Raw genomic sequence first — 26,144 nt, forward strand, 5'->3', positions numbered from 1 at the left:
TTTTTAAAAACAACCGTGCTTAAAAATAAAATTATTATAAATATGGTTTTCATGTAATAATAAAAAACGCCCCTTCTGTACGCCAAAAGGGACGTTCTCCGTATAGCTGTCCGTACTTGCGCCGTTTGTCAGACCGGACGGATTTTGAGCAATTCGCCAAACAATTCGTATGGCACGATAAATACCGGGATGCCGCTCACATATGGCGCAATGGTATACAGCGGGAAGAAAAGGGCAAACCCCTGCGGGGTGAGATAAAAATTCCGTTCATCGAAGTATTGAAACACGTTTTTCTGGTAATCTTCAAAATATTTGTCAGGGTCCTGCTGAATCTGAGCAAATATTGATCGGAAGATTATATTCCGATAGCCCGCGTTGTAAAAAAACGCATTCAGCGGCAGCCTGCGTGCATCCCACGCCCGCCATGTGTCGGCGCGCCGCGTTGTGTTGCCATGCGCACCACCGGTGTAAGTATATTGGTCGTAATAGATGGAAAGCAGGCCGCCGTGGTTGAACGGCACCTCATAGGTCATAACCGCCTGATATGTATTGAATGGAAATCCGTTTTTCTTGGCATCCCGCCACGCCAGCACTGCGTCCGCATACATCTTTTTGGACGCATATGCGTAAAACCGGCGAGCCACATGGTCGTAGGCCACGCTGATGACCTGCCCCGCCGGACTGCCCTTGGTCAGCACCCTCGGATATGCTATATCGATCTCCACCATCGTCACGCCGCTGTATTGCGGCTTGCCTTGTATCTGGCGTCTTGTTACGGTAACCGGTTGCTCGTTCATGCGCCGCGCCCCCTTGTTGCGGCAGCTGTCGTGGCGCCGCGCAGGCGGCGTCCGGGCGGCTGCCCTCTGATTTACGGCGGCCGAGCCCGCCGCCATCGCATCGCATAGTCCAGTCTATGCAGCCGCAGCGAGAACGTGCATCCTCGTGTCAGAGCCGTGGGGGAATCTCTGTTTTCTCCACCGCGTACAGCCCCGTGACCGGATGGCGGTGCGTATAATTGAAACAATAGACTGCCTGCCCGCTCTTTTGCCCGGTTCTTGCGAAAGCGGGAGGGTCAAACGGGAACGCTTCAAAATGCACGCGCCTTCCCTTTTGCCCCGCATACAATGCACGCGCACATACCGGCGCTTCGCGCGGCAGGCAGTGCGGCGGATTGCCCGAATTGTCGCAGCGGTAAAAATCAAAACGCATCAAGACGCGCAGAGCGTCTGTCTGTTCCGACGAAAAACAGGTTTGGGCAAAGGCCACCAGCTCCGCACAGACTTCCTGATAAGAGATCGGCCGTGCAAAACAGCCGTGCGCCCGCAGTGCTTTCGCAAACGCTTCATAGAACGCAAACGGCGTAGGGAAGCGGGCAATCAGATACGGCAGGGAAAGCGTAAACCGTCCGCTGTTGTACAGCCGTTCCACACAGAACGCGATGTCTTCCAGCTTGCCCAGCTCCATGAACGACATCCAAGGCGTTTGCAGAATTTGATACGGGGGTTTCTCACAATATAAATATCCGGGCGTACGGTCGGCGACCGCACGCATTTCCGCACCTTTGAGCATTTTCAGGAAACCGAGCTGGATACAATGGGGTGCAAGCGCGTACAGTGCATCGAACGAGCGTGCAAAAACCGTATAGTCCTCAAGCGGCAGCCCGGCAATCAGATCAGTATGAATATGCACATTGTACGGCGTGCACAGACGGGAGATCGCGCGGGCACACCGCATAAGGTCGCTTGCCCGGTGGACGGCCTCCAGCGTGGGCGCGTGAAAACTCTGAATGCCGATTTCCAGTTGGAACAGCCCGACAGGCGCCTGCGCGAACAGCCCAATCAGTTCATCATCAAACAAGTCGGCGGCCACCTCAAAATGAATGTGTTTAGATGCGATAGCAGGCTCTTCCGCCGCCATCGCCAACACCGCACTCACGATCTCTTTGGCGCGCGGCAGACGGCAGTTAAATGTGCGGTCGACAAACTTAATCTGTTTGGCCGGAGAATGCAGCACGCGCGCAAGCTCTGTACACACACGGTCGGATGCGAAAAAACGCGCTCCGCCCCCCAGAGAGGACAAACAATATGCACAGCGAAACGGGCACCCGCGCGAGGCTTCAAAATACAGGATGCGTCCGGCGGACGCGGCCAGCATCTCATCGGTATAGGGAGAAGGCAAGGCATCCGGATTGCTTTCCACGACCGGTGGGCAATCCCGCTCTCTGGTTGCTACACCTGGGATTTGCGGTTCCAAGCCATCACGCAGCGCCTCCAGTAAACCACGCAGCGGCGTTTCCCCTTCTCCGCGCACCACGTAGTCCACAGCAGGGCAGTTGCGGAAAACAGCCGGGTCATACCCTGCCTCCGGGCCACCAAAGATAATCACCGTCTCCGGAAGCAGCGCTTTGATATCCGCTGCGAGTGCACATACCTGCTCAATATTGAAGAGGTATGTGCAGAAGCCCAGCACATCCGGGCGTTCCGCCACTAGGCTGCGCAGAATAGCACGGTCATCCCGATTGATGGTGTATTCCCGCACGACCACCTCGCAAAGATCGGCACAGGCGGCTTTCAGGCTCCATGGTGCCAACGCCATATGCACATATTGCGCATTAAGCACTGTCAAAACAACTTTCATTTGCTTTTTCCCCGTACTATCAAATTTTTCTGCCATAATTTACATAACCGACCACATGTGATAAAATAACATCATTGTTGTCATCGTATCTGCCTGCGCAATTGCGTTGGACAGCGAAGGGAAGTTGAAAATGAGCACACAACTTGACGAAATACTCGAAAAAAATCTGGTGCAAACACTTTTTCAGCCCATTGTCGCCCTAAAAACCGGAAGCATCTTCGGCTACGAGGCATTGACACGCGGACCGGAAGGAGCACTGCATGCCCCTCTTGCACTGTTCAGCGAAGCCAAACGATACAACCGTCTGCCAGAATTGGATAGGCTTTGCCGCGATACCATTCTACACTGTGCGCGGGAACAGCATGCGGAAGGGCTTTTGTTCATCAACATTGACCCAGCCGCTCTTTTCGACCGGTTCACAAAAGCGGAAGATATCCTGCACACCCGCGAAGAAAGCTACCCCGCAGACAGAATCGTTCTGGAATTTACCATGGAAGAAGATATCTGTAAATTCGGCAGTTTCATCGATTTGGTGCAGCAACTAAAAAAAGCGGGTTTTCATATCGCCTGCGACAACACCGTACCAGGCAGCACGGAGTTGCTGAGCGTACATAATCTACACCCCGATTATATTAAAATATCCCTCCTGGAAACAGGAGGTTCCTATCAAAGTGCCTGCGCGCTCGCACAAATGACTCATGCGCAGGTCATTGCCGTGGGCGTGCACACGGCAGAACAGCTGCGCGCACTGGCAGAAAGCGGCATTGCCTACGCACAAGGTAATTTTCTGTCTCCGCCGGAAACGATGTGCCCGACGCTGCGGGAGCCCGCGCGCATCCTGCTGGAGCAAACCGCCGTGCCGCGCCGCGAAATTTCAGACACATGATTCAATCCCCACAAGGCCCGCCCCAATCAGAACAGGGACAGGCCTTGTGTTTTTCTTTTCTGTCGTAATCATTCCCCGTTGGTCAGCACACGCGTATCCCACAGGCAGAAATGCGGTTTCAGCCCGTCCGTCACACACAGCAACCCATCCGTGGTGACCAGTACCGCCTCGGCTCCTTGATCCTCCACCAATTTGCGCCCCTGTTCCGGACCGAGCAGCAACGCGGTGAATGCAAGCGCATCCGCATCCAGTGCACTTTCCGCAATCACTGTTACACTGCGCAGACCACTGTCCACCGGCCGGCCTGTCTTCGTGTCGATAACAGGTCGGCTGCCCGCGCCTGCCGTCACCACCGAGCGGTCGATGACCTCCACCGAACCGAACATTTTGTCCGGCCGGTTGCTCCCCGGGCAACGCAGCTTGACTTCCCACGGCTTGCCATCCGGTCTGGCGCCGAGCGCCACCGCGCTTCCTCCCAGATCGATAAGGGCGGATTTTACGCCGCGCGCACGCAGAATTTTTCTCACCTCATCGGCAGCATACCCTTTCGCGATTGACCCGAGGTCGATGGCCTGCCCCTCATAATTCAGCCGTATTCTAAAACTGCTCGCACCAAGCAGTACATCTCTATAATTGACCAGCCTCAGCGCTTTTCCCAATGCCCGGTTATCCGGCGCGGTGTCGGTGCGTCCGGCCTCATCCCACAGCCGCAATACCGGCGCGATGGTGATGTCCAAACAGCCGGACGTCTGTTCGGCATATTGCAAGGCGCGTTTAACAACAAAAAATGTATCCGGGCTCACGCACACATCGCCATGCCCCGCGTTACGGTTGATGGCGGACACCTCACTCTGCGCATTAAAAAAAGACATGTGCGCGTCAATGTCGCGCACACGCGCTGCTGCCGCCTCCATGGCTTCTTTCGCGCCGTCGCCGTGGGCTTGGAGGGCTACGGCGCGTTCAACGGATTGGTCGCGCGTGTGACCGCTCCATGATATATAAAATGCCATCCGAAAGGCACTCCTTTCCGGCTCGTCCTCAAACTCCGAATGTACGCTGTTCTTTTCCATTCTGCGCCGGGTTTGCGAACAGAACGTGAACACACTGTAACCGGATTTTCAATTTGCTTTTTATGTTTTTCTATTATTAGGCATTACAGCTACAGGCCCTCTTGGGATTACTACGCGCAATCGATATGCACCGGTGTTTACGGCCAAAGCCGCGGTAAATCCGGCGGGGTCGGTGGATTTTCCCCTGGAGCAGGCTGCTTTTCTGCATCGCCGGCTGCTTTTTCCATTTCCGGCCCGCTCCCCTGCACAGGCTTGTCCGTTGGTTTTTCCTCAGCCTGTTCCGGCTGAGATAGCATGGTGCGAAGGCGATTGAGAAAGCGATCCCAAAGGGAACCGCTGTCTTCGCCCGTATCGGGAGCGTTCCCGTCATATTGCAAGCCGAAGTGTTCCATCAGCGCCCGGTAATAATCAAAACGGTCGATCCGACGCTTGCGGTTGCGTCCATAAGCAGACGCGCGCGCCGTCACCTCCGGACCATACAAGGCCATGCAGAGCTGCAAAGCGGCGTCATAATTCACCGGCTGCCCGTTTGGCGGGTTCAAAACCGTTTCGCGCAGTGCTGCCGGTAAATTGGATGTAAAGGATGCCAGCATCTGCGGGTCGTGCTCCAGCGTCTGGGCAAACCGACAGAGTGCCTTACCCATTTCGCTGATAATAACCTGGTCGGCCCCCAATGCACCGCCGGATTGTGCCGGCAGCGGCGGCAGCTGGAGTTTTGCACGCAGCGCGGCCAGTTTTTGCGGATCAACCGGCAGATTGGTTGTACCCTGCACCCGTTCGGTCCGCGTCGCATTTACCGGATTGATTGGTCCATCCATAACTGCCATCCCTTTCGCTGCCTGCTCCACCGAACAGTATTCGGCACACATGATGGTTTTCATCTATATGCTTTATCGGCAAAAACGATGACAATGTAAGGACATTTTCACAAGCCCGCGGATTCCAGCAGCCATTTCTCCGATTTTTTCATTATACCGGCCTTCCGAAACCGTGTCAAATAGGCACATTGCCACTTCTTAGGCAACGCGAACAACTACCGAGGCTGTTGCATAAAAAATTTGTGCTAAGATTTTTTTGAATAGGCATGGCGAAAACTATACTATTGTGGTATAATACATTCAACCTAACACGAGCGGTTCCATCAAGCCGCAAACAGGCGCTTTTTACATCGACCCGGTATCCCGGCGGCTTTTTTTATAAAATACTAACGCGCGGCGCTACCTGCGCGACAAATACAAGGAGTGGATAATCATGGCGGAAAAATTACTGGAAATTCGCGATCTGCATGTGACAGCGAGCGGCAGGGAAATCCTAAAAGGACTGAACCTGACTGTGAACAAAGGGGAAGTGCACGTGTTGCTGGGGCCGAACGGCGCGGGCAAATCGACGTTGGTAAATACCATCATGGGGCATCCGCAATACAAGGTTACCAGCGGACAGGTTATTTTTGAAGGCGAGGATATTACCGACACCAAGACAGACGAGCGCGCCAGGCGCGGTCTGTTCCTGTCTTTCCAGAGCCCCGAGGAAATCCCCGGCGTGTCGGTAGAGAACTTCCTGCGCACTTCCTATGGCGCCATCACCCAAAAGCCGGTGAAGATTTTCGCATTCAAAAAAGAATTGGAAGCCACCATGGCGGAATTGAAGATGGATGAAAGCTACGCAGAGCGCGGTTTAAATGTGGGATTCTCCGGCGGTGAAAAAAAGAAAAACGAAATTCTGCAAATGCTGATGCTTCACCCGAAATTGGCAATTCTGGATGAAACGGATTCCGGACTGGATGTAGACGCAGTAAAGATCGTCTCGCAGGGCGTAGAAAAATACAAAAATGCGGAAAACGGTCTGCTCATCATCACACACAACACAAAGATTCTCGAATTCGTGGACGTGTCGTCGGTACATGTGCTGGTGGACGGTCAAATTGTCCGTTCCGGCGACCGCGCGCTCATCGACGAGATCAACACCTCCGGCTTCACTGGTCTGAAAGCCGCCGTATAAATGCATTCCATTGAAGAAAGCGGGTGAAGGCATGTCCAAGCAGAAAAGTAATGTTGCGGATGTTGACCGCAGCATCTATGACTTCAAAAACGAAGACAAAGCACAATTTAAAGTACACAAAGGGCTGACGCCGGAGATTGTGGAGCGTATCTCCGAAGAAAAGCACGACCCCGCGTGGATGCGGGATTTCCGGCTGAAATCCCTTGAAATATACAACAAAATGTCGCTGCCGAAGTGGGGGCCTTCTCTTAACGAGTTGGACATGGACAACATCGTCACCTACGTCCGGCCGGACGCCAAGATGGCGGGGAACTGGAAAGAAGTTCCCGACGAAATCAAAAATACGTTTGAGCGGCTGGGCATTCCAAAGGCCGAACGGGAATCCCTGGCCGGCGTGGGCGCACAGTACGATTCCGAAGTCGTCTACCACAACGTGCGGGACGAAGTGACCAGGCAGGGCGTGGTCTATACCGACATGGAAAGCGCGCTGACCGAACACGGGGACCTTATCCAGCAGTATTTCATGAAGTTGGTGCCACCGGACGACCACAAGTTTGTCGCGCTGCACGGCGCGGTCTGGTCGGGCGGTTCATTTGTCTATGTGCCGGAAGGCGTGGATGTGTCCATTCCGCTCCAATCATATTTTCGGCTGAACGCGCCGGGCGCGGGGCAGTTCGAGCATACCCTCATCATCGTGGAAAAGGGTGCGCGCCTGCACTTCATTGAAGGATGTTCCGCCCCGAAATATAATGTGACCAACCTGCACGCCGGCTGCGTGGAACTGTTCGTGAAGGAAGACGCGCACCTGCGGTATTCCACCATTGAGAACTGGTCGAAAAACATGATGAACCTCAACACCAAACGATGTTCTGTTGAGAAGAACGGCAGCATTGAATGGGTATCCGGTTCGTTCGGCTCCCACGTTTCCATGCTCTACCCGATGAGCATCCTAAAAGGCGAGGGCGCGCGGTCAGAATTCACCGGCATCACGTTTGCGGGCAAAGGCCAGCATCTGGACACCGGCACAAAGGTCGTCCATGCTGCGCCGCACACCTATTCCACCATCAACACCAAATCCATTTCAAAGGACGGCGGCGTCTGCGTCTACCGCGGCGGTGTGGTGGTCGCGCCAAATGCATCCGGCTGCCGCTCCAGTGTTTCCTGCGAATCTTTGATGTTGGATCAGATTTCCCGTTCCGACACCGTGCCTGCCATGGATATCCGCAACGATGATGTGGACATCGGGCACGAGGCTCGCATCGGACGCATCAGCGAAGACAGCATCTTCTACCTCATGTCCCGCGGCTTAAGCGAAGAAGATGCCCGTGCGCTCATCGTTCGCGGGTTTGCGGAGCCTGTCGCCAAGGAACTGCCATTGGAATATGCCGTGGAGATGAACAATCTCATCAAACTTGAAATGGAAGGTTCCATCGGGTGACCACCGGTCACTTTTGGAGTTTAGGTAAAGGCACGTGCAGAATTGGCACACAGCTTGAAAGCCGCCGCTTTCCTGAACAATCAAACGGGTTGTGCCCGCAGGGGTGGAAATGGGAGATGCTCCCGTTTCAGGCTGGGAGCTGCTGCTTGATCGTAGCTTTCCTGAACAATCAAACGGGCTGTGCCCGCAGGGAGTGAAGAATATGAAATTGGAATTACAGGATATTGACCGTCTGCCCACACCCACATGGAGTTGGCTGGGTGTAAATGGCGAGACGTTGGAAACTGAGATCCCCGAGGTGACGCCTTACACCGCTCTTTCACTGCCGGAAAGTTGGCCGGAAGGCGTGAAAGTGAGCGAAGTGCTCAAAAGCGACATCGTTTTTCTTGAAGGCGACATCGAAACCGGCGCGGGCGCACAGGTACGCGATTTTGTCAAAGCCAACCACAATGCGGGTGTGTTCGTGGAAATCAAGGCAGGCACACAGGTCGCCGAACCGCTGGTCTTCGATTACACGCTGGATGCCGAGAATCCCGTCCTCACGGATGAAAATACCATCATTGCCGAGCCGGGCAGCAGTGTCACCGTGGTCTTGCGCTATAGCTCCGCCAACGACCTGCAAGGTTTTCACGCCGGCCTGACCCGTATTTATGCCAAACATGACGCGAAAATCACACTGGTGCAGGTGCAGGTATTGGGAACCGGATGTCCGCATTTTTCGGACGTGGGCGGTACAGCGTTCGAAAACGGCACCATCGAATTGATTCAGGCGGAGTTAGGCGGCTCGCGCGCTTATGCGGCAGCCAAATGCAAACTGACCGGCAATCGGAGCCGCCTGGAAATCGGAAATATTTACCTCGGCGACGGCAAGCGTACGATTGACATCAACTATGTTGCCGAGCATACCGGCAAAAAGACAACCAGTGAGATTCTGTCACGGGGCGCCATGTTGGGAGAAAGCAAAAAAATCTTCCGCGGCACCATTGATTTCAAGCGCGGCTCCGCAGGCTCCAAGGGACACGAGGAGGAATATGCCGTCCTTCTCAGCCCGCGGGTACGCGGACGCAGCGCCCCGCTCATTCTTTGTGAAGAAGAAGACGTGGATGGTCAACACGCGGCCAGCACCGGACGTATCGATGAAAACCGCCTGTTCTATCTGATGTCGCGGGGGCTGAGCGAAACAGATGCCCGCCGGCTCATCATTGAGGCTCAATTTGCACCCATCCTGGCGCGCATCCCCATCGAATCCATCCGCAACGATTTGCAAGACCACATTGTAGGGAGGTTGAACGAAAGTGACGATTAGTAAAACGGCATTGGCACACATCGACTTGTCCGACTTCCCGATCCTGCAAACGAAAGCAAACGGCAAGCGGCTGGTCTATCTTGACAGCGCGGCGACCGCACAGAAACCATTGCCGGTGCTCGACGCGGTTCGGCAATATTACGCGGAAGAAAACGCCAATCCGCACCGGGGCAACTATGCTTTGAGCGTGAAGGCCACCGAGCTGTATGAAGACGCACGCGCGTTAACGCGTGAATTTATCAATGCAAAAGAAGATGCGGAAATCATCTTCACCCGCAACACCACCGAATCTCTCAACCTGCTCGCATACAGCTATGGGATGCACTTTATCAATGAGGGGGACGAGATTGTCATCTCCATTGCGGAACACCACAGCAACCTCATCCCGTGGCAGCAAGTGGCCAAAGCACGCGGTGCAATTCTCAAATATCTCTATCTGGATGAAAACGGACGCATCACCACCGAAGAGATCGAGAAAAAAATCACCGAAAAGACGAAACTGGTCGCTATTGTGCATGTATCCAACGTGCTTGGCACCGTCAATCCGGTGAAAGAGATTGTAAAAAAGGCACATAGCGTCGGGGCGGTAGCCGTGGTGGATCTTGCGCAGAGCATCCCGCATTTTCCAGTGGATGTGCAGGATATCGACGCGGATTTCGCTGTATTCTCCGGTCACAAAATGCTTGCCCCCATGGGCATCGGCGTGCTGTACGGAAAAAGGGAACTGCTTGATAAAATACCGCCTTTCCTTTACGGCGGCGATATGATAGAATATGTATATGAGCAGGAAGCTACTTTCGCGCCGCTGCCCGCAAAATTTGAAGCGGGCACCCAAAACGTGGGCGGCGCGGTGGGGCTTGCCGCCGCTATTCGCTATATTCAGAAAATCGGTTACGACCATATTCGTGAGATTGACAGCAAGCTGGTGCATTACGCATTCAGCCGCCTGCGCGAATTAGACTATGTCACCATCTATGGCGACGGCGGCGCAGGCAACCGATGCGGCGTCATTTCTTTCAACATTGCAGACGTGCATCCGCATGATGTGGCCTCCATTCTGGATACAGACGGAGTCGCTATCCGCGCCGGGCATCACTGTGCACAGCCGCTCCTGCGGTATCTGGGCATCAATGCGACCTGTCGCGCAAGTTTTTATTTTTACAACACGCCCGAGGATGTAGATACATTTGTCGAAAGCGTGCGGAAAGTACGGGGAGTGCTCGGTTATGGATCTAAATAACATTTATACGGAAATTATCACGGAGCATAACGCGTCCCCAGCCAACAAGCGCCACATCGAAAACCCGACTGCCGTCCTCAAGGGCCACAATCCGAGCTGCGGCGATGAGATTGAACTGGAACTGCGGGTGAAAGACGGCTTCATTGAGGACGCCTCGTTTACCGGCATCGGCTGTGCTATTTCACAGGCTTCAGCCGATATCATGGTCGACCTTATCAAAGGAAAATCAGTGGATGAGGCAAAAAAGCTCGCGCAGACCTTTTTAGGCATGATCAAGCATGAGATCACAGATGACGAACAGCTTGAAGTATTGGACGAGGCCGTTGCGCTCAAGAACATCGGCAATATGCCTGCGCGTGTAAAATGTGCGGTGCTTGGCTGGCATACACTTGAAAATGCGATGGACGGCAAAAAGGATTGACTGATTTCATATTAAAATGCAATGACCCGCCACCGGCTATCGATGGCGGGTTTTCGTATATCTGTGCGGTTTCCTTGCATTGACAAACCATTGAGGAGTATAATACTCACATCCGTATCGTGTGTAAAGGAGGAGTTTCCATGAGCCAAACCTATTTTCAAGGTGTCCACCATATCTGCATGAAGGTAGACGACATCCAGCAAAGCATTGATTTTTACACATCCAAATTGGGTTACGCCTTGCGTTTGAAGTGGGACGGGGGAGCTATGCTCAAGTCCCCGGACGGTACCCACCTCGAATTTTTCCCTGTTGACGAAGAAAAGGGCTACGCCCATGTGGCATATGTCTGTACCGATGTAGACGCGGCCTACGCGGATCTGCTGAAAAGCGGCTGCACCAGTGTGTCCGCGCCCGAAAGCCTGACCATCCCCAGCGAACCGGGGCTGCCTGTCCGCATCGCATTCGTGCGGGACCCCGCGGGCAACAAGATCGAATTGTTTAAAGAAATGTAACCGGTAGATAACAGACTGGTCCGCGTCCCTGCTTTGGGCGGCTGACGACGGAACTGCGCTTGTTTGACAAGGCAAGGACCTGTGTGTGCACAGGTTCTTGCCTTGTGGCAACAGGCGACCCTTTAGCTGAAACTGTAGACAGGAAGAATACCATGGAACTCTGGAAAAGAAATCTCATCGTCTGCTGGTTGGGCTCGTTTACCACCAGCTGCGGCATCAATATCGTGGTGCCGTTCATGCCGTTTTATATTGAGCAGATGGGTGTGAAAGATCTCGGCACCGTATCGCTGCTTTCCGGCGCCGCGTTTTCCATCACGTTTGTCGCGGCTGCGCTGATGTCTCCCCTTTGGGGGCGCTTGGCCGACATCCACGGGCGCAAGACCGTCATGATGTGCACCAGCATGGGGCTGGCACTGTCCAATTTTGCCTATCCGTTTGTCCATTCCATCTGGCTGTTGCTGCTTTTCCGACTGCTGCAAGGGCTGGTCTCCGGCTACAACCCATCCGCCAACGCGCTGATTGCGCGGGTGACACCGGACAAAAAAGCCGGTTGGGCACTGGCCACCCTGTCCACCGGCATGATGGCAGGCACACTGCTGGGACCGGTCATCGGCGGCTATCTGGACACCACCATCCATATCCGCAACACTTTTTTTGTAACCACTGTTTCTCTTTTTGTGTCCTTTTTGATTGCAGCACTTTTTATCAAAGAAGGCGACCTGCCCGACCGTCCGCTCACCGTAGTCACCCACTCCAAACCAGGCCCGTTGCTTGCGGCGATTGACGGCCGGTTCTTTTTCATCATGTTGATGGTCACCACCTGTCTCATCAACACCGCCAACCAGTCCATTGAACCGATCGTTTCCCTTTTCGTCCGTCAGCTGTTTGAACAAAGCCATACCGTTTCGGGACAAATCAGCTTGTTTTCCGGCATTGTCATATCCGCGACAGGGGTCGGCATTCTGCTGACCGCTTCTCTCATCGGGCGGCTTGCAGACCGCACCGGTTATATGCGCATCCTGCTCTTTTCGCTTTTATTCTCCGGCATCCTGTTTATCCCCATGGCTTTTGTCCAAAACGCGTGGCAGCTGATGGGGCTGCGATTCCTGTTCGGCGTCTCACAGGCCGGCATCATGCCTATCGTTTCCACGTTGCTTAAAAAAACGTCGCGGTCCGATATCTTTGGCCGTGTTTTTGGTTACAACCAGGCCATGACTTACCTGGGCCTTGTGCTGGGACCTTTGCTCGGGTCGTTTGTTTCGGCACACCTGGGTTTTTCCCACATCTTCTTGATTACCGCGGGCATCCTGCTCGGGAATTTGTTCCTTGTCCTCTTCTGCAAACGAAAGATGCCGGTTTCTTTGCAATCCAATCATTAAAAAATGATTGGGAATTCTCATTTGCATCTTGCAAATCACAGTGCAATCCGATACTATATAATAAAGTGGTTTTGCTGTTTCTATTTATAATGGAGTATCATCAGATTATTCAGACAGGGCGGTTCTAAATTATGCATGAATTTGACAAATGCGTCATTGTCGATACGGATAGAAACCCAATTGTAGAGGGATTTGTGCGTGCTTTCGAGAGTGGTGTCATGGAGATTACCACGGTCAAAGACACCACCGGCTGGGTCTATGATGGACAGGATGTGCGCATACACATTTACAATGCTTCGATGGGCGAATGCGTATATGATGGACGCATCCAAACCGCACTGTTAACACATGTGCGGCTCACTGCTCTCAAACTCGTTGCCAACCGGCAAAAACGCAATAATACGCGCGTCAACACAGAATTGGAGTATCTTTTCCGGTTTTACGCCGATTCGGACGGTGAGCACCCGTTTGAAAAACCGCTGCATGTAACCATCCTAAATGTCAGCGCCGAAGGAATTTATATTGCCTGTAAAGAACGGTTCGATATTGGTTTTAATTTTGTTTTCACTTTCCGTGAAACACCGCGGGATATCCCGCTGACTGCGGAGATCGTCCGCCGTGAAATTTCGCCCAATGGGTTTCATTATGGCTGCCACTTCGTCAACATCTCCCAAAAAGATTCCAACGAGATCCACCGATGGGTATTTGGCCAGCAGATTGAGTTGCGGCGCAAACAGACATTTTGAGTTTCAACCCGAATTTTACATATTGTAAGGCCACCGGATAAAACCGGTGGCTTTTTTGACAGCGGCGGGCGCTCACGCGGAAAATATGGTATAATAGCACATAATAACAGGATGCCTTGTATAGGGATGCTAAACGGATGGGACCGGAGAATGCAATGACAGCGACCACGACCACAGCACAACATACCGTTCTGGTTTCCGCACCGGATTTTGACCCGTCTGCGGTGTTTGAGAACGGGCAGTGTTTTCGCTGGGAAAGACAGCCCGACGGCGTCTGGGCTGGGATTGCCCACGGGCGCAGGCTTCGTCTGCGAAAGGATGGGGAAGACCTTCTGCTCATTGGCGCGTCTATCGATGAAATGGACACGCTTTGGCGGCGTTATTTTGATCTGGATCGGGACTACACCGCCATCCGCACGGCATTTTTGCAAGATACCCCGCTCGCACGCGCCGTGGCATTCGCGCCCGGTCTGCGTCTGCTGCGGCAGGAACCTTGGGAGACACTCTGCTCCTTCATTCTTTCGCAGAACAACAATATCCCGCGCATCAAAGGCATTATCGACCGGCTTTGCACCGCGTTTGGCACACCGATTCCGGGTGGGGGATTTACATTTCCTTTGCCGGAAGCATTGGCGGGATTATCCGTAGAGGAGCTCGCACCCGTGCGCTGTGGATTCCGCGCCAAATACGTGCTGGATGCCGCGCGGAAAGTGGTCGACGGAACAGTGCAGCTTGAGCAGTTGTCCGCCATGCCGCTGGACGATGCGCGTGCCGCCCTCCAGACCATTCACGGCGTAGGGCCAAAGGTGGCTGACTGCGCTCTGTTGTTTGGCTGCGGGCGGCTCGACTGCTTTCCGGTGGATGTTTGGGTGCGGCGTATCCTTGCCGCTTATTATCCCAACGGCTTTCCCGAAGCATTGCGCCCGCTCGGCGGCATCGCGCAGCAGTTCCTGTTCCATTACGAACGCTGCCATGCCGCTTCATCAAAATAGCCGCGCCCGGAGGAAATTCCATATGAAACTGCTCGTACTCGACGGCAACAGCATTATCAACCGCGCATTTTACGGCATTCGTCTGCTCTCCACCAAGGACGGGCAATATACCAATGCCATTGTCGGTTTTTTGAATATTCTCAACAAAGCACAAGAAGAGACCCAGCCCGACGTCGTCGCTGTGGCGTTCGATTTGCCTGCTCCAACATTCCGCCATCTGGCATATGACGGCTACAAAGCCGGACGGAAAAAAATGCCGGAAGAGCTGGCCGCTCAGCTGCCGGTCTTAAAACAGCTTTTGCGGCACATGGGGCTGCCCATTCTGGAGGCCGAAGGCTTTGAAGCGGACGACATTTTGGGTACCGAGGCACATGCCTGCGGCGAGCGCGGGGACACCTGCGTGCTGCTTACCGGCGACCGTGACAGCTTCCAACTGGTTGCCCCCACCGCCACCGTGCGGCTCGCCGCCACCAAGGCCGGACAGCCGGTGACCACGATCTACGACGAAGCCGCCATCCGGGAACAATACGGTGTCACACCAACGCAGATGATTGACGTTAAGGCGCTGATGGGCGACGCATCGGACAACATCCCCGGGGTGGCGGGTGTAGGTGAAAAAACCGCGCTTTCACTCATGCAGACCTACGGCTCGTTGGATGCTATCTACGCCCATCTGGAGGATGCCGGTATCCGCCCCGCGTTGCGCGCCAAATTGCAGGCAGGTAAAGACAGCGCGTATATGAGCCAAAAGCTGGCGAAAATCCGCATTGACGCACCGGTGGAAACCGACCCCACTGCCCTTGCCAATACCAAAGAGGACGGCCACGCGCTGGCATTGTTGATGGCAAAGCTGGAGCTGTTCAAACTGATGGAAAAAATGGGGGTGACCGCCGATATGCCCGCGCAGGCTGGCGCACCCGACGCGCAAAAAACGATCTGCTGTGCCATCGCACCCGACGGCATGACTCTGCTGGCCCGTCTGCACACGGAAAGCCCGGTGAATTTTGCGTGCCGGTTTGCGGAGAACGAATATATCACCGGCATTGCGTTTGCGCTGGCAGACGGCATCGCCTGCGCGTTGGAAGGACAGACTGCGGGGTTCGATGCATTCCTGTCCGCCTTTTTTGCAGACGGAGCTCTCGGCAAGCGCACACACGACAGCAAACCGGTCTATGCGGCCGGAATGCGGCAGGGCTTCACTATTGCGGATGAGGAGGTCGGCGACACCATGCTGGCGGCCTACCTGCTCAACCCGCTGGCTTCGTCGTATCTGCCCGCCCGGCTTTGTGAGGAATACACCGTTTTTCCCCCAACGGTGGAAAACGCGCCGGAGGAACTGGCTGCCTGCGTCACCACTGCGCTGACCGTACAGGCACTCGCGCCGGTGCTCCTGCAAAAACTGGCGGACAACGGGCAGGAACGCCTTTACCATGAGGTGGAACTGCCGCTTGCCCGCGTGCTGGCACAGATGGAACACATCGGGTTCATGGTGGATGAAGCTGGCATCGCCGCCTATGGCGAGACGCTTGGCAAAAAGCTTACCGCCATGGAACAGGAGATCGTTGAGGCGGTAGGTTACCCGTTCAATCTCAATTCGCCCAAACAGCTTGGCGAAGCGCTGTTTGTCAAGCTGGGACTTCCGCATGGGAAGAAGACCAAAACCGGCTGGTCTACCAATGCCGATGTATTGGACAAACTAAAAGGCGCGCATCCGGTCATCGACACCCTGCTCGGCTTCCGTAAGCTAAGCAAGCTTAAATCCACCTATACCGACGGCCTTCTCAAAGTCATCGCACCGGACGGGCGCATCCATTCGAGTTTCAATCAAGTGGAAACCCGCACCGGACGCATCAGTTCCACCGAGCCAAATCTGCAAAACATCCCCGTACGCAGCGAAGAGGGGCGTGAACTGCGCCGCTTTTTTGTAGCGCGCCCCGGCTGGGTGCTGGTGGATGCGGACTATTCACAGATTGAACTGCGCATTCTTGCACACATCGCCAATGACACTGCCATGATCTCGGCGTTCAACAGCCATGAGGACATTCACACCATCACGGCTTCGCAGGTATTCGGGATGCCCCCGGAATATGTTACACCAATTATGCGCTCGCGAGCCAAAGCCGTCAACTTTGGCATCGTCTATGGCATCGGGGCGTTTTCGCTCTCGCAGGATATCGGCGTCAGTGTCAAAGAGGCGGACAGCTATATCAAAGGCTATCTGCAAAAGTTCTCCGGCGTGCGGGACTACATGGAAAAGGTCATTCGGGAGGCACATGAAAAAGGTTACGTAGAAACGCTGTTTGGCCGGCGTCGGATGCTGCCCGAGCTGCTTTCCTCCAACCACAACATGCGTGCGTTCGGTGAACGCGTGGCACGGAACACCCCGATTCAGGGCACCGCCGCCGACATCATCAAAATCGCCATGGTGCGCGTGCGTGACCGGCTCGAAAACGAAAAGCTACAGTCCGTTCTGATTTTGCAGGTACACGATGAACTCATCGTGGAGGCACCGGAGGCCGAGGCCGCGCAGGCCGGCCGTATCCTGGAAGAAGAAATGGAAGGCGCCATGCAGTTGCGTGTGAAACTGGAAGCCGATGTACACACCGGCCGCACCTGGTACGACGCAAAAGGCTGAAACGTCGTCCACATCATTTCAGATATAGGGAGGGGATATTTATGAAAAAGGTTTTATTCGTCTGCACCGGCAACCTCTGCCGCAGCCCCATGGCGGAAGCTATCTTTAACCACATGCTCCAAGAGCGCGGCCTGCCGCCTGCCGCTTCCAGTGCGGGCATCGCCGGACTGGAGGGCGACCGCGCCTCGGCACACGCCATCACCGCGCTTAAAGAGATCGGCATTGACCTGCGTTACCACCGTGCGCGGGCGCTCACCCGTGCAATTCTCGAAGATACCGATGATGTGTATGTCATGACTCGTTCTCATTATTCCTCCATTGAGTCTGTCCTGCCGGAATATCTGCCTAAGGTACATATTCTCGGCAGCGGTATTGATGACCCCTACGGCCAGAATCTGCGCGTCTACCGCACCTGCCGCGATGAAATCCTCGAGGCACTGCGCGGCATCATCGGGCAGTATTTCGACGCATGAGCGGCGAGGCGGCATCATTTGATATTCTGCCCATGGACAGATGCCATCTGGCGGATGTGACCGCATTGGAACGCGTCTGTTTCGGCGACCCATGGTCACGGGACGCATTTGTGGAGGAACTGCAAAACCCTGCCGCCCTGTTCCTCGTAGCCGAACAGGGCGGAGCATTGGCGGGCTATGCGGGTATGTCGTGGGTGCTGGACGAGGGCTATCTATACAATATCGCCGTCGCACCCGCACAGCGCCATCAGGGGGTCGCACGCGCACTTCTTGCGGCGCTGGATGAGTTTGCACACGACAAACGGCTGTCGTTCCTCTCGCTGGAGGTGCGCGTCTCCAACGCCGCCGCCATCACCTTGTACCATTCCTGCGGTTTTCGCACCATGGGCATCCGCCCGGGATATTATGCCCAGCCGCCGGAAGATGCCTATATCATGACCAAATTCTACGGATGACAGGATGGCATTAGATAATTTATCCGGGCCATGGAGACCTGTTTACGCTTAAACCCATCTCGTTTGCACAGCTGCCCCTTAAAACACGCTGAGCGTTGTTCTAACATTATTTTTATATGATGCCGATCGAAGGTGAATCCGTTTGAATATCCTTGCTTTTGAATCTTCCTGCGATGAGACCGCCGCCGCTGTGGTGCGGGACGGCCGACAGGTGCTGTCCAACGTCATCGCTTCACAAATTGAGACCCACCGCCTTTATGGCGGCGTGGTTCCGGAGATTGCCTCCCGCCAGCATGTGGAGGTGATTGCACAGCTTTGCACACAGGCGCTAAGTGACGCAGGCTGCACGTTAGACAACATCGACGCTGTGGCCGTCACCTATGCGCCTGGACTGATTGGCGCACTGCTGGTGGGCGTCAACTTTGCCAAAGGATTGGCGCTGGCGCGCGGTCTTCCACTCATCCCCGTGCATCATCTGCGTGGGCATATCGCCGCCAATTATCTGGCCCACCCCGAACTGAAACCGCCGTTCCTTTGTCTGGTGGCATCCGGCGGACACAGCCACATCGTGCAGGCAGAGGACTATACCCATTTCACTGTGCTTGGCCGCACGCGGGACGACGCCGCCGGAGAAGCCTTTGACAAAGCTGCCCGTGCACTGGGCTTCCCTTATCCGGGCGGTATCGCCATCGACCGCGCGGCCAGGGCGGGTAACGCAAAGGCTATCCATTTCCCGCGCCCCCATGTGGACGGCGCACCCTATGACTACAGCTTTTCCGGTTTGAAGACCGCCGTGCTCAATTATGTACACAATGCCGCGCAAAAAGGCGAAACAATCTGCAAGGAGGACGTCGCTGCTTCCTTTCAAGCCGCCGTGGTGGACATGCTGGCACACGGATTCCTGCTCGCGGCAAACGATACAGACAGCCGCACACTGGTGCTGGCAGGCGGCGTGGTAGCCAATACCGCACTTAGGAAACGTGTCGAGGACGACTGCGCCCTGAGCGGGCGCAAACTGTATCTACCACCCCTAGAGCTCTGTGGAGACAACGCCGCCATGATCGGTGCGCAGGCATATTATGAGATACAAGCGGGAAACACCGCCGATGCAGGACTAAACGCCTGTGCCAATATGGAGATTGGATAAACAACTCCATTTTCTCTAAAGCAGCCGGATGACTTTCAAAAAATCATCCGGCTGCTTCTTCATATTGCAAAACGCCTAGTGTGTCTATTCCATTTCCAAAAGCGGACGCAGATCCCCGGCGTGGCCCCAGAGCAACAGCACCGCGCGCCGCACTCTCCAGCCCTGCGCCTGTACTGCAACTTTCCCCACCGCCTGTGCCAGCCATGCCGGCGCAGGTTTTATTGTGTCTATGCCCTGCTGATATTTCCGTGCATAGGCCACAGATTGGTAAACCGGCTGAAGCGCAAATGTGCCCTTCATACCCAACAGGGTAATCTTTATGTCATCTTTTGTTAGCAAAATGCCAAACTCCTGCTGATGCTGGTTCCAGCCGACCACGCGTGATTGGTAATCTACTACGCCAACCGCCGTGATAAATGACGCGGCCACCACTGCCAAAAAAAGACCTGTGAGTATCCGCACTGCGCGTGGGCGCGGTGGTGCCTGCACAATGCGGTCATTCGGTTTCCAAAACGGACGTTTCATTCGATATCCCCTGTATGCTACTTCCTGCTATTACGTCTGCAACCGAGAGCAAAAAACGCCGCTGTTTGCGTTATTTGCCGGATGCAGTCTCTTTCTTTTCCACCTGTTTGCTTTCGGAGGCTGCCGATTGGCTCTTTTGCTGTGCGGTTCCAGTAAAGATTCCTTGTAACTTATTCATTTCGCGCGCGGCGACAGTCTGCCCGCCATGTGGATATGACATCTGCGCGCTGAGTACCGCCGCTTTCTGTGTCGTCCCGCTCAACCGGGCAATCATCCCCTCGTGCACACCCGCGGCGATTGTGGCAATAAATGCCGCCCCCAGCAGCACAAACACCGCGTTGCCCGATCGCTGCTTCTTGCTATGCTGCGCCGGTTTTGCTGGGATGGCACGGTGCGCCCGACCCGGCACTGTGACTTGCCTCGGATGCACCGCCCGGTCTTGATGCACTTTTCCCATAATGATCCGCATGTTTTGCACGCCCTTTCCCTACAGAAGTGCAAACCTTCTCCAGTTTGCACCATGTCACATCTGCATCCCTCCGGTTGGGGGGATGTCCTTTTACCGCCAATATATGCGTTACGGAAAAGGGTTATGCGAACGATGCACCCCTGCTTACAGACTGTGCACCGGTCGATTTGCATCGCTTTATCTGCATGCAAACGCGGGCTGCACCCGTCAAGCAAGCATGGCAACCATATCGTCATAGGAAATAGAGGGATTGAGCGCACGATTGATTGCAAAACCGGTCAAGCGGGCGGCATGCTCCACGATCAGATCAATGAAACGCGGTGTGACAAACATCGGCGTGTCGTTCGGGCATGCACTGTGCCGGATTTTTTCGCGCGCCGCCTCGTCGGCGTGGAATCCCGCATCCTCAATCAAATCGACCGCAAGAGTAGCGGCATCCACCACTGTGGGCACGCCAAGCGCAATCACCGGCACACCGAGCGACTCTTGATTGACCGCGAAACGCGCATTGCCCACCCCGGAACCCGGAATGATACCGGTGTCCGCAATCTGGATGGTATTACCCAATCTCGCCGCACGGCGGGATGCCAGCGCATCCACAACAATCACTGCCGCAGGGTTCAACTTGAGCACCAGCGCTTTTAAGATCTCTCCAGCTTCCACGCCGGTCTGCCCTAAAACACCGGGGGCGATAGCGGCAACACCCCGCGTACCCTCCATGCCGCTGATTTGTGAGAGTTCACCCGCCACATGCCGAGTAACCAACACATTCTGTACACTGCGCGGCCCAATGGCGTCTGGAGTCATTTCAGCATTGCCTAACCCGGCCACCAGCACCTCGCCCTGCATTCCCTTTAGCACTTCGCCCAGTTCCCTGGCTACGGCTTCCACTGCCGACAAAAAGGTTTCTCCTTCTGTATCGTCCAACCCCGGCACTTCCACGGTCACATAGGTACCCACCGGTTTACCGATGGCTTGCTCTCCATGTTCGTCCAGGACCTTCACCCGTGTGCACTTCACATGGCCGATGGTTTCCTCAGACGACTCCACGCCCGTCAGTCTGCCCGCGTTTTTTGCAATCTCATGTGCCTCTACGGCAAGGTCTGTCCGTATCTGTGCCACGAACGCACCGCCTTTACATTTTCTTCTATTATTTCCCCATCGCATCCCGTTATGCGCAAATACGCACGTTATAAAAGTGGATATCGACAATTTTAAAAAAGTATTGCATTATGGCATAATCCATGCTATACTTATAGTTACTGGTTTATGTGAAAAAAGGAGGTGTCAACATGCCAAACATTAAATCCGCCAAGAAGCGCGTGAAAGTCATTGCAGTCAAAACGCTGCGCAACAAGGCGTTTAAATCCGCACTGCGCACCTCCATTAAAAAGGCGCAGGTCGCCGTGAGCGATGGTGCTGAAAACAAAGCGGATGCGCTTAAAACAGCCGTTGTCAAAATCGACAAAGCTGTCGCAAAGGGCATTCTGCATAAGAATACCGCCGCCCGGAAAAAGTCCCAGCTTGCAAAAGCGTTTAACCAAGCGAAATAAGCGGGTTTTACGGGTATTGAGCCGTGCGTATTTCTTTTAAGCATACAAAACAGATTCCGAAAAGCGTACTGCACGTTTTTCGGAATTTTTATATGCAGCCATTTCACCAACAGGCAGACGGTCAAGTTGACTTTCTGTAAAAAATAGATTATCATGCTTTTATAAGAGAATGCCGAGGTTACGGTATGCATGGCATTGAACCGTACCCAATCGGAAACGGAGGCTTTTTATGAAACTCACCCATACGGTAGGCGCTTTGGTCACTGCGGCAGCAGTTTTGCTCGCAGTATCCGGCGGGGTCGCATATTTTCTGTATCGTGTTTCCCGCGAAAAAGCCTACAATGAAAAATGGAAAGACTATGTGGATTGCGGGCTTGCCTAAAGTCTCCCCCATATAACGCGTATCCCTGTCCCATGCAAAAATCCCGCAGGAGTCAGACCGTCGTCTGGGCTTCTGCGGGATTTTTGCGCAGAGGAAAAGGGAGCACGTTCACAAAAACGCGACTCCCTTTTCAAAGTATCACCCGCTTGCCGGCAACTGCCCATTTGCAAGCACGTATCTTACTTCGTTTTTTCCTCTACATATTTGACGATATCGCCTACTGTTTTCATATGCTCGACATCTTCATCAGGAATTTCGATCTCGAATTCCTCTTCAAGCGACATAATCAAGTCGACGACATCCAGAGAATCCGCTCCAAGATCATCAATGATGGAAGCCTCTAATGTAACTTTGTCTTCTTCCACATCCAGCTGCTCGCAGAGCGTCTCTTTCACTTTTTCAAATACCATTCGTTGTCCCTCCTTTTCGGTTGGTATCAACGGCCTTTTTGCAAAAAACCGTCCACCGGCGATTCTTACAGCGGCCGCCGTGTCAACGGCAGGTGGCAACGTCGGTACATGCACGTGCCAAAACCACCATCGGACTTACACCGTATCAAGTCCAATCGCTCTATTATTCTACATGCGCGCGCGCCCATTGTCAAGCAGGCGCCTGTTGCTTTTCTGTTCAAGTGCAGTATTGTTGCAAAAGCCACCCAACAAGAGGCATTTTCAGGCTAAGCAAACAGAAACGCATTTAAATCACCTTGGACATGATGACCGGCTGTATCCGTTTATTCCGAAAACAAACCGATCTGGCGGAATTTATGATATCGCCGCTCCAGCAGCACCTCATTGGAAAGACCCGCCAGCCGCTCGATGGCCTGCCGCAGATAGTCGTTCAATGCCGCCGCCATCGCCTGCGGGTCGCTCTGTGCGCCGCCCTCGGGCTCCGGAATGATGTAGTCCGCTACGCCAAAGCGCACCAGATCGGGCGCGGTCATCTTGAGCAGTTCCGCAGCCTCCTGCTCACGCGCGGCATCTTTCCAAAGGATGCTGGCAAACCCGCGCGGGGAAATGACCGAATACACTGCATTCTCTAACATGGCCAGTTCATCACAGACACCCAGCGCCAAGGCTCCACCGCTTCCGCCTTCGCCCATGATGACGCTGACAATCGGCGTCTGGATGCGAAACAGCTCCATAATATTGTGGGCAATGGCCTCACCCTGCCCGCGTTCCTCCGCGCCCACGCTGGGGTTCGCGCCCTGCGTATCCACCAAGCAAATCACTGGACGATGAAATTTTTCCGCCTGACGGATGAGCCGCAGCGCCTTGCGATACCCCTCGGGACTGGGCATAGCGAAGTTGGCGCGCTTGTTTTCCTCAAACGTATGCCCTTTCACCATGCCGACCACCGTCACCGGGCGGTCATGGAACAATGCCACGCCGCCAAGAATCGCGCCGTCGTCTCCGAAACTGCGGTCGCCGTGCAGCTCAAAAAAATCATCGAACAGCTGGGGGATATAATCATGGATGGTCGGTCTATCCTTACCGTGTACAATCTGTATACGATCCCACGCACTGCGTTCAGCCATGCTGCACACCGCCTTTCGTATGCATCCGCAGCAAGCGCCCCAGCACAGCCTTCATCTCCGCGCGGGTCACAATAGCATCTGCGAAACCGTGTTCCAATTGGAACTCAGCGGACTGAAAATCATCCGGCAAATGCTGATGGATGGTGCCTTCAATCACGCGCCGCCCGGCAAAACCGACCAACGCCTTCGGCTCGACCAAAATGATGTCCCCCAGCGACGCGAAACTGGCGGTCACGCCGCCGGTGGTTGGGTCGGTCATCACGGTGATGTAAAGCAGGCCGGCGTCGCTGTGGCGCGCCACAGCCGCTGAAGTCTTAGCCATCTGCATCAAAGAAACGATACCCTCCTGCATCCGTGCGCCGCCCGACGCCGTGAAGAGAACCACGGGCAGTCCCTCGCGGGTAGCGTACTCAAATGCGCGGGTAATCTTTTCTCCCACCACCGAACCCATCGACGCCATCATGAATCGGCTGTCCATCACGCCAATCACGGTCTGTTCGCCCTCAATGCGGCACTGCCCGGTAACCACCGCCTCGCGCAAACCCGTTTTCTGCGAAAGCGCTTCCACTTTCTTTTCATAATCGGGAAAACCAATGGGGTTTAGCGAATGCATCGACGTATCAAACGCCGAAAAGCTGTCGTCGTCTACCGTCAATGCCAACCGGTTGTCGGCAGAAATACGCGCGTGATACCCACACTTCGGGCACACCCCGAGGTTGCGTGCAAATTCTTCCTTGAGCGTCGCCGCTCGGCAGCGCGGGCACTGAAACCACAAATCTTCCGGGATATTGACACCGCTCCCGGCAGAATGCGGCAGCGGCACGTCCGCCATGCGGCTTTTGACGGTTTTAAACAAGTCTTCGAGCAACGGTATTCACCTCTCAACGGGCGCAGGCCCGCGTTTCAGTTCACAAGTCATGCCGATTTAAAGCAGCAAGCACTCCCCGGCACAGGGTGACCATCAATGTGAAACAGGCTTTGCCTTCTCAGACAAAAAAGCTTTGCGCTCCAAAAAGCCCACATCCACATGCCCCTTGAGATAATCGGGGTCTTTCAGGATAGCCAGCTGGTAATCTATATTTGTGTCCACACCTTCAATTAGAAACTCTGCGAGCGCCCAGCGCATTTTCCGAATGGCTTCCGCGCGTGTGGGCGCATAAGCAATCAATTTGGCAATCATGGAATCATAATACGGCGGGATAGCATACCCCTGGTACACAGCGCTGTCGATGCGGATACCCGGACCGCCGGGCATGTGCAGTGACGCGATCCGCCCCGGAGAGGGCCGAAAGCCCATCGCGGGGTTTTCGGCGTTGATACGGCATTCAATGGCGTGCCCGCGCAGCTGGATATCTTTTTGCCTAAAAGGCAGATTTTCACCGCCCGCAATCAAAATCTGCTGCTTTATGAGGTCGATGCCCGTCACCAGCTCCGTGATGGGATGCTCAACCTGAATGCGCGTGTTCATCTCCATGAAATAGAAGTTGCGGCCTTTATCCACCAAAAATTCGATAGTGCCCGCGTTCTGATACTTGCAGGCTTTGGCGGCACGCACAGCGGTCTCTCCCATGGTGCGGCGCAGTTTTTCATCCAAAATGATCGACGGGCTTTCTTCCAGCACCTTTTGATGGCGGCGCTGAAGCGAGCAGTCGCGTTCCCCCAGATAAACTGTATTGCCTGCCTGATCTGCCAAGATCTGAAATTCCACATGATGCGGATCTACAATATATTTTTCTAAATAAACGCCGTCATTGCCAAACGACGCACCTGCCTCGCCGCGCGCGGCGTTGATAGCGGATTCCAAATCCTCCGGTCTATGTACCTCACGGATGCCGCGCCCCCCGCCGCCCGCTGTGGCTTTCACCATCACAGGGTATCCGATTTGTTCGGCCACTTTCCGCGCCTCGTCCAGTGACTCGAGCAGGCCGTCGGAACCCGGCACCACCGGCACGCCCGCTTTTTTCATCGTTTCCCGCGCGCGCGCCTTGTCGCCCATCAGTTCAATGGAAGACGCCTCCGGCCCGATGAAGATCACGTTGCACCGCTTGCATAGGTAGGCGAATTTGGCGTTTTCCGACAAAAAACCAAAACCCGGATGGATGGCCTGTGCGCCGGTAAGTTCACACGCGGCGAGGATAGCCCCCATGTTCAGGTAACTGTCCCGGCTTGGAGCCGGTCCAATACAGACCGACTCGTCGGCGATTTCGGCGTGCAGGGCGTTTTTGTCCGCCTGCGAATACACCGCCACCGTGCGGATACCCAGTTCCCGGCAGGCTCGGATGATGCGCACGGCAATCTCGCCGCGGTTTGCAATGAGAATCTTATTGACCATGTATCTTATAG

Annotated in this window: 27 protein-coding genes; 16 read left to right on the top strand and 11 right to left on the bottom strand. The window is 54.6% G+C overall.

The genetic code is table 11. The features are described from left to right. Window positions 1–128: 128 nt before the first annotated feature. Both ABF463_RS01060 and ABF463_RS01065 read right to left on the bottom strand, forming a co-directional pair. On the bottom strand, window positions 129–797 hold the full coding sequence (locus ABF463_RS01060) for a DUF3298 and DUF4163 domain-containing protein (protein WP_415531681.1): 669 nt from the start codon (window positions 795–797) through the stop codon (window positions 129–131). Between the two features lie 148 nt (window positions 798–945). Continuing rightward, complete coding sequence (locus tag ABF463_RS01065) at window positions 946–2,637, bottom strand: DUF4080 domain-containing protein (RefSeq protein ID WP_415531682.1); 1,692 nt, start codon at window positions 2,635–2,637, stop codon at window positions 946–948. A 130-nt stretch (window positions 2,638–2,767) separates the two neighbouring features. On the opposite strand from ABF463_RS01065, the gene ABF463_RS01070 reads away from it, so the two are divergent. Next, the gene (locus tag ABF463_RS01070; RefSeq protein WP_415531683.1) at window positions 2,768–3,523 is read left to right on the top strand and encodes an EAL domain-containing protein; all 756 of its coding nucleotides are present in this window, start codon (window positions 2,768–2,770) and stop codon (window positions 3,521–3,523) included. 68 nt (window positions 3,524–3,591) lie between these two features. Here the strand turns inward: ABF463_RS01070 and ABF463_RS01075 are convergent, their stop codons facing one another. Further along, on the bottom strand, window positions 3,592–4,533 hold the full coding sequence (locus ABF463_RS01075) for an FAD:protein FMN transferase (protein ID WP_415531684.1): 942 nt from the start codon (window positions 4,531–4,533) through the stop codon (window positions 3,592–3,594). 197 nt (window positions 4,534–4,730) lie between these two features. Continuing rightward, on the bottom strand, window positions 4,731–5,474 hold the full coding sequence (locus tag ABF463_RS01080) for a hypothetical protein (protein WP_415531685.1): 744 nt from the start codon (window positions 5,472–5,474) through the stop codon (window positions 4,731–4,733). 370 nt (window positions 5,475–5,844) lie between these two features. Between ABF463_RS01080 and sufC the strand changes: the two genes are divergently transcribed. From sufC to tsaD, 13 genes are all read left to right on the top strand, one after another. Next, a complete protein-coding gene (sufC, locus tag ABF463_RS01085) occupies window positions 5,845–6,591 on the top strand; it encodes a Fe-S cluster assembly ATPase SufC (protein ID WP_415531686.1) in 747 nt (248 codons plus the stop codon). Between the two features lie 31 nt (window positions 6,592–6,622). Further along, window positions 6,623–8,029, top strand: coding sequence for a Fe-S cluster assembly protein SufB (sufB, locus tag ABF463_RS01090; RefSeq protein ID WP_415531687.1), 1,407 nt, complete (start codon window positions 6,623–6,625; stop codon window positions 8,027–8,029). Between the two features lie 202 nt (window positions 8,030–8,231). After that, the gene (gene sufD / locus ABF463_RS01095; protein WP_415531688.1) at window positions 8,232–9,335 is read left to right on the top strand and encodes a Fe-S cluster assembly protein SufD; all 1,104 of its coding nucleotides are present in this window, start codon (window positions 8,232–8,234) and stop codon (window positions 9,333–9,335) included. 10 nt (window positions 9,336–9,345) lie between these two features. Then, entirely contained in the window at window positions 9,346–10,575 is a 1,230-nt protein-coding gene (locus ABF463_RS01100; protein ID WP_415531731.1) for a cysteine desulfurase, read from the top strand. Then, on the top strand, window positions 10,562–10,996 hold the full coding sequence (sufU, locus tag ABF463_RS01105; protein WP_415531689.1) for a Fe-S cluster assembly sulfur transfer protein SufU: 435 nt from the start codon (window positions 10,562–10,564) through the stop codon (window positions 10,994–10,996). Before ABF463_RS01100 ends, sufU begins: the two co-directional genes overlap by 14 nt. A 140-nt stretch (window positions 10,997–11,136) precedes the next feature. Continuing rightward, window positions 11,137–11,508, top strand: coding sequence for a VOC family protein (locus ABF463_RS01110; RefSeq protein WP_415531690.1), 372 nt, complete (start codon window positions 11,137–11,139; stop codon window positions 11,506–11,508). Window positions 11,509–11,660: 152 nt separating this feature from the next. Beyond that, window positions 11,661–12,887: an MFS transporter gene (locus ABF463_RS01115; RefSeq protein WP_415531691.1), complete on the top strand. Its 1,227-nt coding sequence runs from the start codon at window positions 11,661–11,663 to the stop codon at window positions 12,885–12,887. A gap of 131 nt (window positions 12,888–13,018) precedes the next feature. Continuing rightward, the gene (locus tag ABF463_RS01120) at window positions 13,019–13,633 is read left to right on the top strand and encodes a PilZ domain-containing protein (RefSeq protein ID WP_415531692.1); all 615 of its coding nucleotides are present in this window, start codon (window positions 13,019–13,021) and stop codon (window positions 13,631–13,633) included. Between the two features lie 137 nt (window positions 13,634–13,770). Continuing rightward, window positions 13,771–14,625: a DNA-3-methyladenine glycosylase family protein gene (locus ABF463_RS01125; RefSeq protein WP_415531693.1), complete on the top strand. Its 855-nt coding sequence runs from the start codon at window positions 13,771–13,773 to the stop codon at window positions 14,623–14,625. A 22-nt stretch (window positions 14,626–14,647) separates the two neighbouring features. Further along, window positions 14,648–17,260, top strand: coding sequence for a DNA polymerase I (polA, locus tag ABF463_RS01130; protein ID WP_415531694.1), 2,613 nt, complete (start codon window positions 14,648–14,650; stop codon window positions 17,258–17,260). A gap of 41 nt (window positions 17,261–17,301) precedes the next feature. Further along, window positions 17,302–17,733 carry a low molecular weight protein arginine phosphatase gene (locus ABF463_RS01135; RefSeq protein WP_415531695.1) on the top strand — a complete coding sequence of 144 codons (432 nt, stop codon included), beginning with the start codon at window positions 17,302–17,304 and terminating at the stop codon, window positions 17,731–17,733. Continuing rightward, window positions 17,730–18,188 (top strand): ribosomal protein S18-alanine N-acetyltransferase, encoded by a 459-nt coding sequence (gene rimI / locus ABF463_RS01140; RefSeq protein ID WP_415531696.1) that lies wholly within the window; start codon window positions 17,730–17,732, stop codon window positions 18,186–18,188. Before ABF463_RS01135 ends, rimI begins: the two co-directional genes overlap by 4 nt. Before the next feature lie 142 nt (window positions 18,189–18,330). Further along, window positions 18,331–19,335 carry a tRNA (adenosine(37)-N6)-threonylcarbamoyltransferase complex transferase subunit TsaD gene (gene tsaD, locus ABF463_RS01145; RefSeq protein WP_415531697.1) on the top strand — a complete coding sequence of 335 codons (1,005 nt, stop codon included), beginning with the start codon at window positions 18,331–18,333 and terminating at the stop codon, window positions 19,333–19,335. A gap of 84 nt (window positions 19,336–19,419) precedes the next feature. On the opposite strand, the gene ABF463_RS01150 is transcribed toward tsaD, so the two are convergent. The 3 genes from ABF463_RS01150 to gpr form a co-directional block, all read right to left on the bottom strand. Next, the gene (locus tag ABF463_RS01150) at window positions 19,420–19,860 is read right to left on the bottom strand and encodes a hypothetical protein (RefSeq protein WP_415531698.1); all 441 of its coding nucleotides are present in this window, start codon (window positions 19,858–19,860) and stop codon (window positions 19,420–19,422) included. A 70-nt stretch (window positions 19,861–19,930) separates the two neighbouring features. Then, on the bottom strand, window positions 19,931–20,329 hold the full coding sequence (locus tag ABF463_RS01155) for a hypothetical protein (protein ID WP_415531699.1): 399 nt from the start codon (window positions 20,327–20,329) through the stop codon (window positions 19,931–19,933). Between the two features lie 207 nt (window positions 20,330–20,536). Then, window positions 20,537–21,451, bottom strand: coding sequence for a GPR endopeptidase (gpr, locus tag ABF463_RS01160; protein ID WP_415531700.1), 915 nt, complete (start codon window positions 21,449–21,451; stop codon window positions 20,537–20,539). 170 nt (window positions 21,452–21,621) lie between these two features. On the opposite strand from gpr, the gene rpsT reads away from it, so the two are divergent. Together rpsT and ABF463_RS01170 are read left to right on the top strand one after the other, a co-directional pair. After that, window positions 21,622–21,882 carry a 30S ribosomal protein S20 gene (gene rpsT / locus ABF463_RS01165; RefSeq protein WP_415531701.1) on the top strand — a complete coding sequence of 87 codons (261 nt, stop codon included), beginning with the start codon at window positions 21,622–21,624 and terminating at the stop codon, window positions 21,880–21,882. Window positions 21,883–22,111: 229 nt separating this feature from the next. Then, the gene (locus ABF463_RS01170) at window positions 22,112–22,264 is read left to right on the top strand and encodes a hypothetical protein (protein WP_415531702.1); all 153 of its coding nucleotides are present in this window, start codon (window positions 22,112–22,114) and stop codon (window positions 22,262–22,264) included. 179 nt (window positions 22,265–22,443) lie between these two features. Here ABF463_RS01170 and ABF463_RS01175 read toward each other — a convergent pair whose 3' ends face one another. The 4 genes from ABF463_RS01175 to accC all read right to left on the bottom strand — a co-directional run bounded on the left by ABF463_RS01175 (window position 22,444) and on the right by accC (window position 26,133). Beyond that, a complete protein-coding gene (locus tag ABF463_RS01175) occupies window positions 22,444–22,674 on the bottom strand; it encodes an acyl carrier protein (RefSeq protein WP_415531703.1) in 231 nt (76 codons plus the stop codon). Window positions 22,675–22,997: 323 nt separating this feature from the next. Continuing rightward, window positions 22,998–23,801: an acetyl-CoA carboxylase carboxyltransferase subunit alpha gene (locus ABF463_RS01180; RefSeq protein WP_415531704.1), complete on the bottom strand. Its 804-nt coding sequence runs from the start codon at window positions 23,799–23,801 to the stop codon at window positions 22,998–23,000. Next, on the bottom strand, window positions 23,794–24,669 hold the full coding sequence (gene accD, locus ABF463_RS01185; RefSeq protein ID WP_415531705.1) for an acetyl-CoA carboxylase, carboxyltransferase subunit beta: 876 nt from the start codon (window positions 24,667–24,669) through the stop codon (window positions 23,794–23,796). The genes ABF463_RS01180 and accD overlap by 8 nt, the downstream gene beginning before the upstream one ends. A 93-nt stretch (window positions 24,670–24,762) precedes the next feature. After that, entirely contained in the window at window positions 24,763–26,133 is a 1,371-nt protein-coding gene (accC, locus tag ABF463_RS01190; RefSeq protein ID WP_415531706.1) for an acetyl-CoA carboxylase biotin carboxylase subunit, read from the bottom strand. Window positions 26,134–26,144 lie beyond the last annotated feature (11 nt).

Origin of the sequence: Ethanoligenens sp. (genome assembly GCF_047718355.1) — a bacterium.
Lineage (GTDB): Bacteria > Bacillota > Clostridia > Oscillospirales > Ethanoligenentaceae > Ethanoligenens.

What these genes read in the sequence shown, in the direction of transcription:
- ABF463_RS01060 (WP_415531681.1), bottom strand. Translation starts at nt 797, where the DNA reads ATGAACGAGCAACCGGTTACCGTAACAAGACGCCAGATACAAGGCAAG.
- polA (WP_415531694.1), top strand. Translation starts at nt 14,648, where the DNA reads ATGAAACTGCTCGTACTCGACGGCAACAGCATTATCAACCGCGCATTT.
- ABF463_RS01135 (WP_415531695.1), top strand. Translation starts at nt 17,302, where the DNA reads ATGAAAAAGGTTTTATTCGTCTGCACCGGCAACCTCTGCCGCAGCCCC.
- sufD (WP_415531688.1), top strand. Translation starts at nt 8,232, where the DNA reads ATGAAATTGGAATTACAGGATATTGACCGTCTGCCCACACCCACATGG.
- ABF463_RS01110 (WP_415531690.1), top strand. Translation starts at nt 11,137, where the DNA reads ATGAGCCAAACCTATTTTCAAGGTGTCCACCATATCTGCATGAAGGTA.
- sufC (WP_415531686.1), top strand. Translation starts at nt 5,845, where the DNA reads ATGGCGGAAAAATTACTGGAAATTCGCGATCTGCATGTGACAGCGAGC.
- sufB (WP_415531687.1), top strand. Translation starts at nt 6,623, where the DNA reads ATGTCCAAGCAGAAAAGTAATGTTGCGGATGTTGACCGCAGCATCTAT.
- ABF463_RS01080 (WP_415531685.1), bottom strand. Translation starts at nt 5,474, where the DNA reads ATGAAAACCATCATGTGTGCCGAATACTGTTCGGTGGAGCAGGCAGCG.
- rpsT (WP_415531701.1), top strand. Translation starts at nt 21,622, where the DNA reads ATGCCAAACATTAAATCCGCCAAGAAGCGCGTGAAAGTCATTGCAGTC.
- ABF463_RS01180 (WP_415531704.1), bottom strand. Translation starts at nt 23,801, where the DNA reads ATGGCTGAACGCAGTGCGTGGGATCGTATACAGATTGTACACGGTAAG.
- ABF463_RS01125 (WP_415531693.1), top strand. Translation starts at nt 13,771, where the DNA reads ATGGGACCGGAGAATGCAATGACAGCGACCACGACCACAGCACAACAT.
- accC (WP_415531706.1), bottom strand. Translation starts at nt 26,133, where the DNA reads ATGGTCAATAAGATTCTCATTGCAAACCGCGGCGAGATTGCCGTGCGC.
- ABF463_RS01070 (WP_415531683.1), top strand. Translation starts at nt 2,768, where the DNA reads ATGAGCACACAACTTGACGAAATACTCGAAAAAAATCTGGTGCAAACA.
- sufU (WP_415531689.1), top strand. Translation starts at nt 10,562, where the DNA reads ATGGATCTAAATAACATTTATACGGAAATTATCACGGAGCATAACGCG.
- ABF463_RS01170 (WP_415531702.1), top strand. Translation starts at nt 22,112, where the DNA reads ATGAAACTCACCCATACGGTAGGCGCTTTGGTCACTGCGGCAGCAGTT.
- ABF463_RS01065 (WP_415531682.1), bottom strand. Translation starts at nt 2,637, where the DNA reads ATGAAAGTTGTTTTGACAGTGCTTAATGCGCAATATGTGCATATGGCG.
- ABF463_RS01075 (WP_415531684.1), bottom strand. Translation starts at nt 4,533, where the DNA reads ATGGCATTTTATATATCATGGAGCGGTCACACGCGCGACCAATCCGTT.
- ABF463_RS01155 (WP_415531699.1), bottom strand. Translation starts at nt 20,329, where the DNA reads ATGCGGATCATTATGGGAAAAGTGCATCAAGACCGGGCGGTGCATCCG.
- ABF463_RS01115 (WP_415531691.1), top strand. Translation starts at nt 11,661, where the DNA reads ATGGAACTCTGGAAAAGAAATCTCATCGTCTGCTGGTTGGGCTCGTTT.
- rimI (WP_415531696.1), top strand. Translation starts at nt 17,730, where the DNA reads ATGAGCGGCGAGGCGGCATCATTTGATATTCTGCCCATGGACAGATGC.
- ABF463_RS01150 (WP_415531698.1), bottom strand. Translation starts at nt 19,860, where the DNA reads ATGAAACGTCCGTTTTGGAAACCGAATGACCGCATTGTGCAGGCACCA.
- ABF463_RS01175 (WP_415531703.1), bottom strand. Translation starts at nt 22,674, where the DNA reads ATGGTATTTGAAAAAGTGAAAGAGACGCTCTGCGAGCAGCTGGATGTG.
- ABF463_RS01120 (WP_415531692.1), top strand. Translation starts at nt 13,019, where the DNA reads ATGCATGAATTTGACAAATGCGTCATTGTCGATACGGATAGAAACCCA.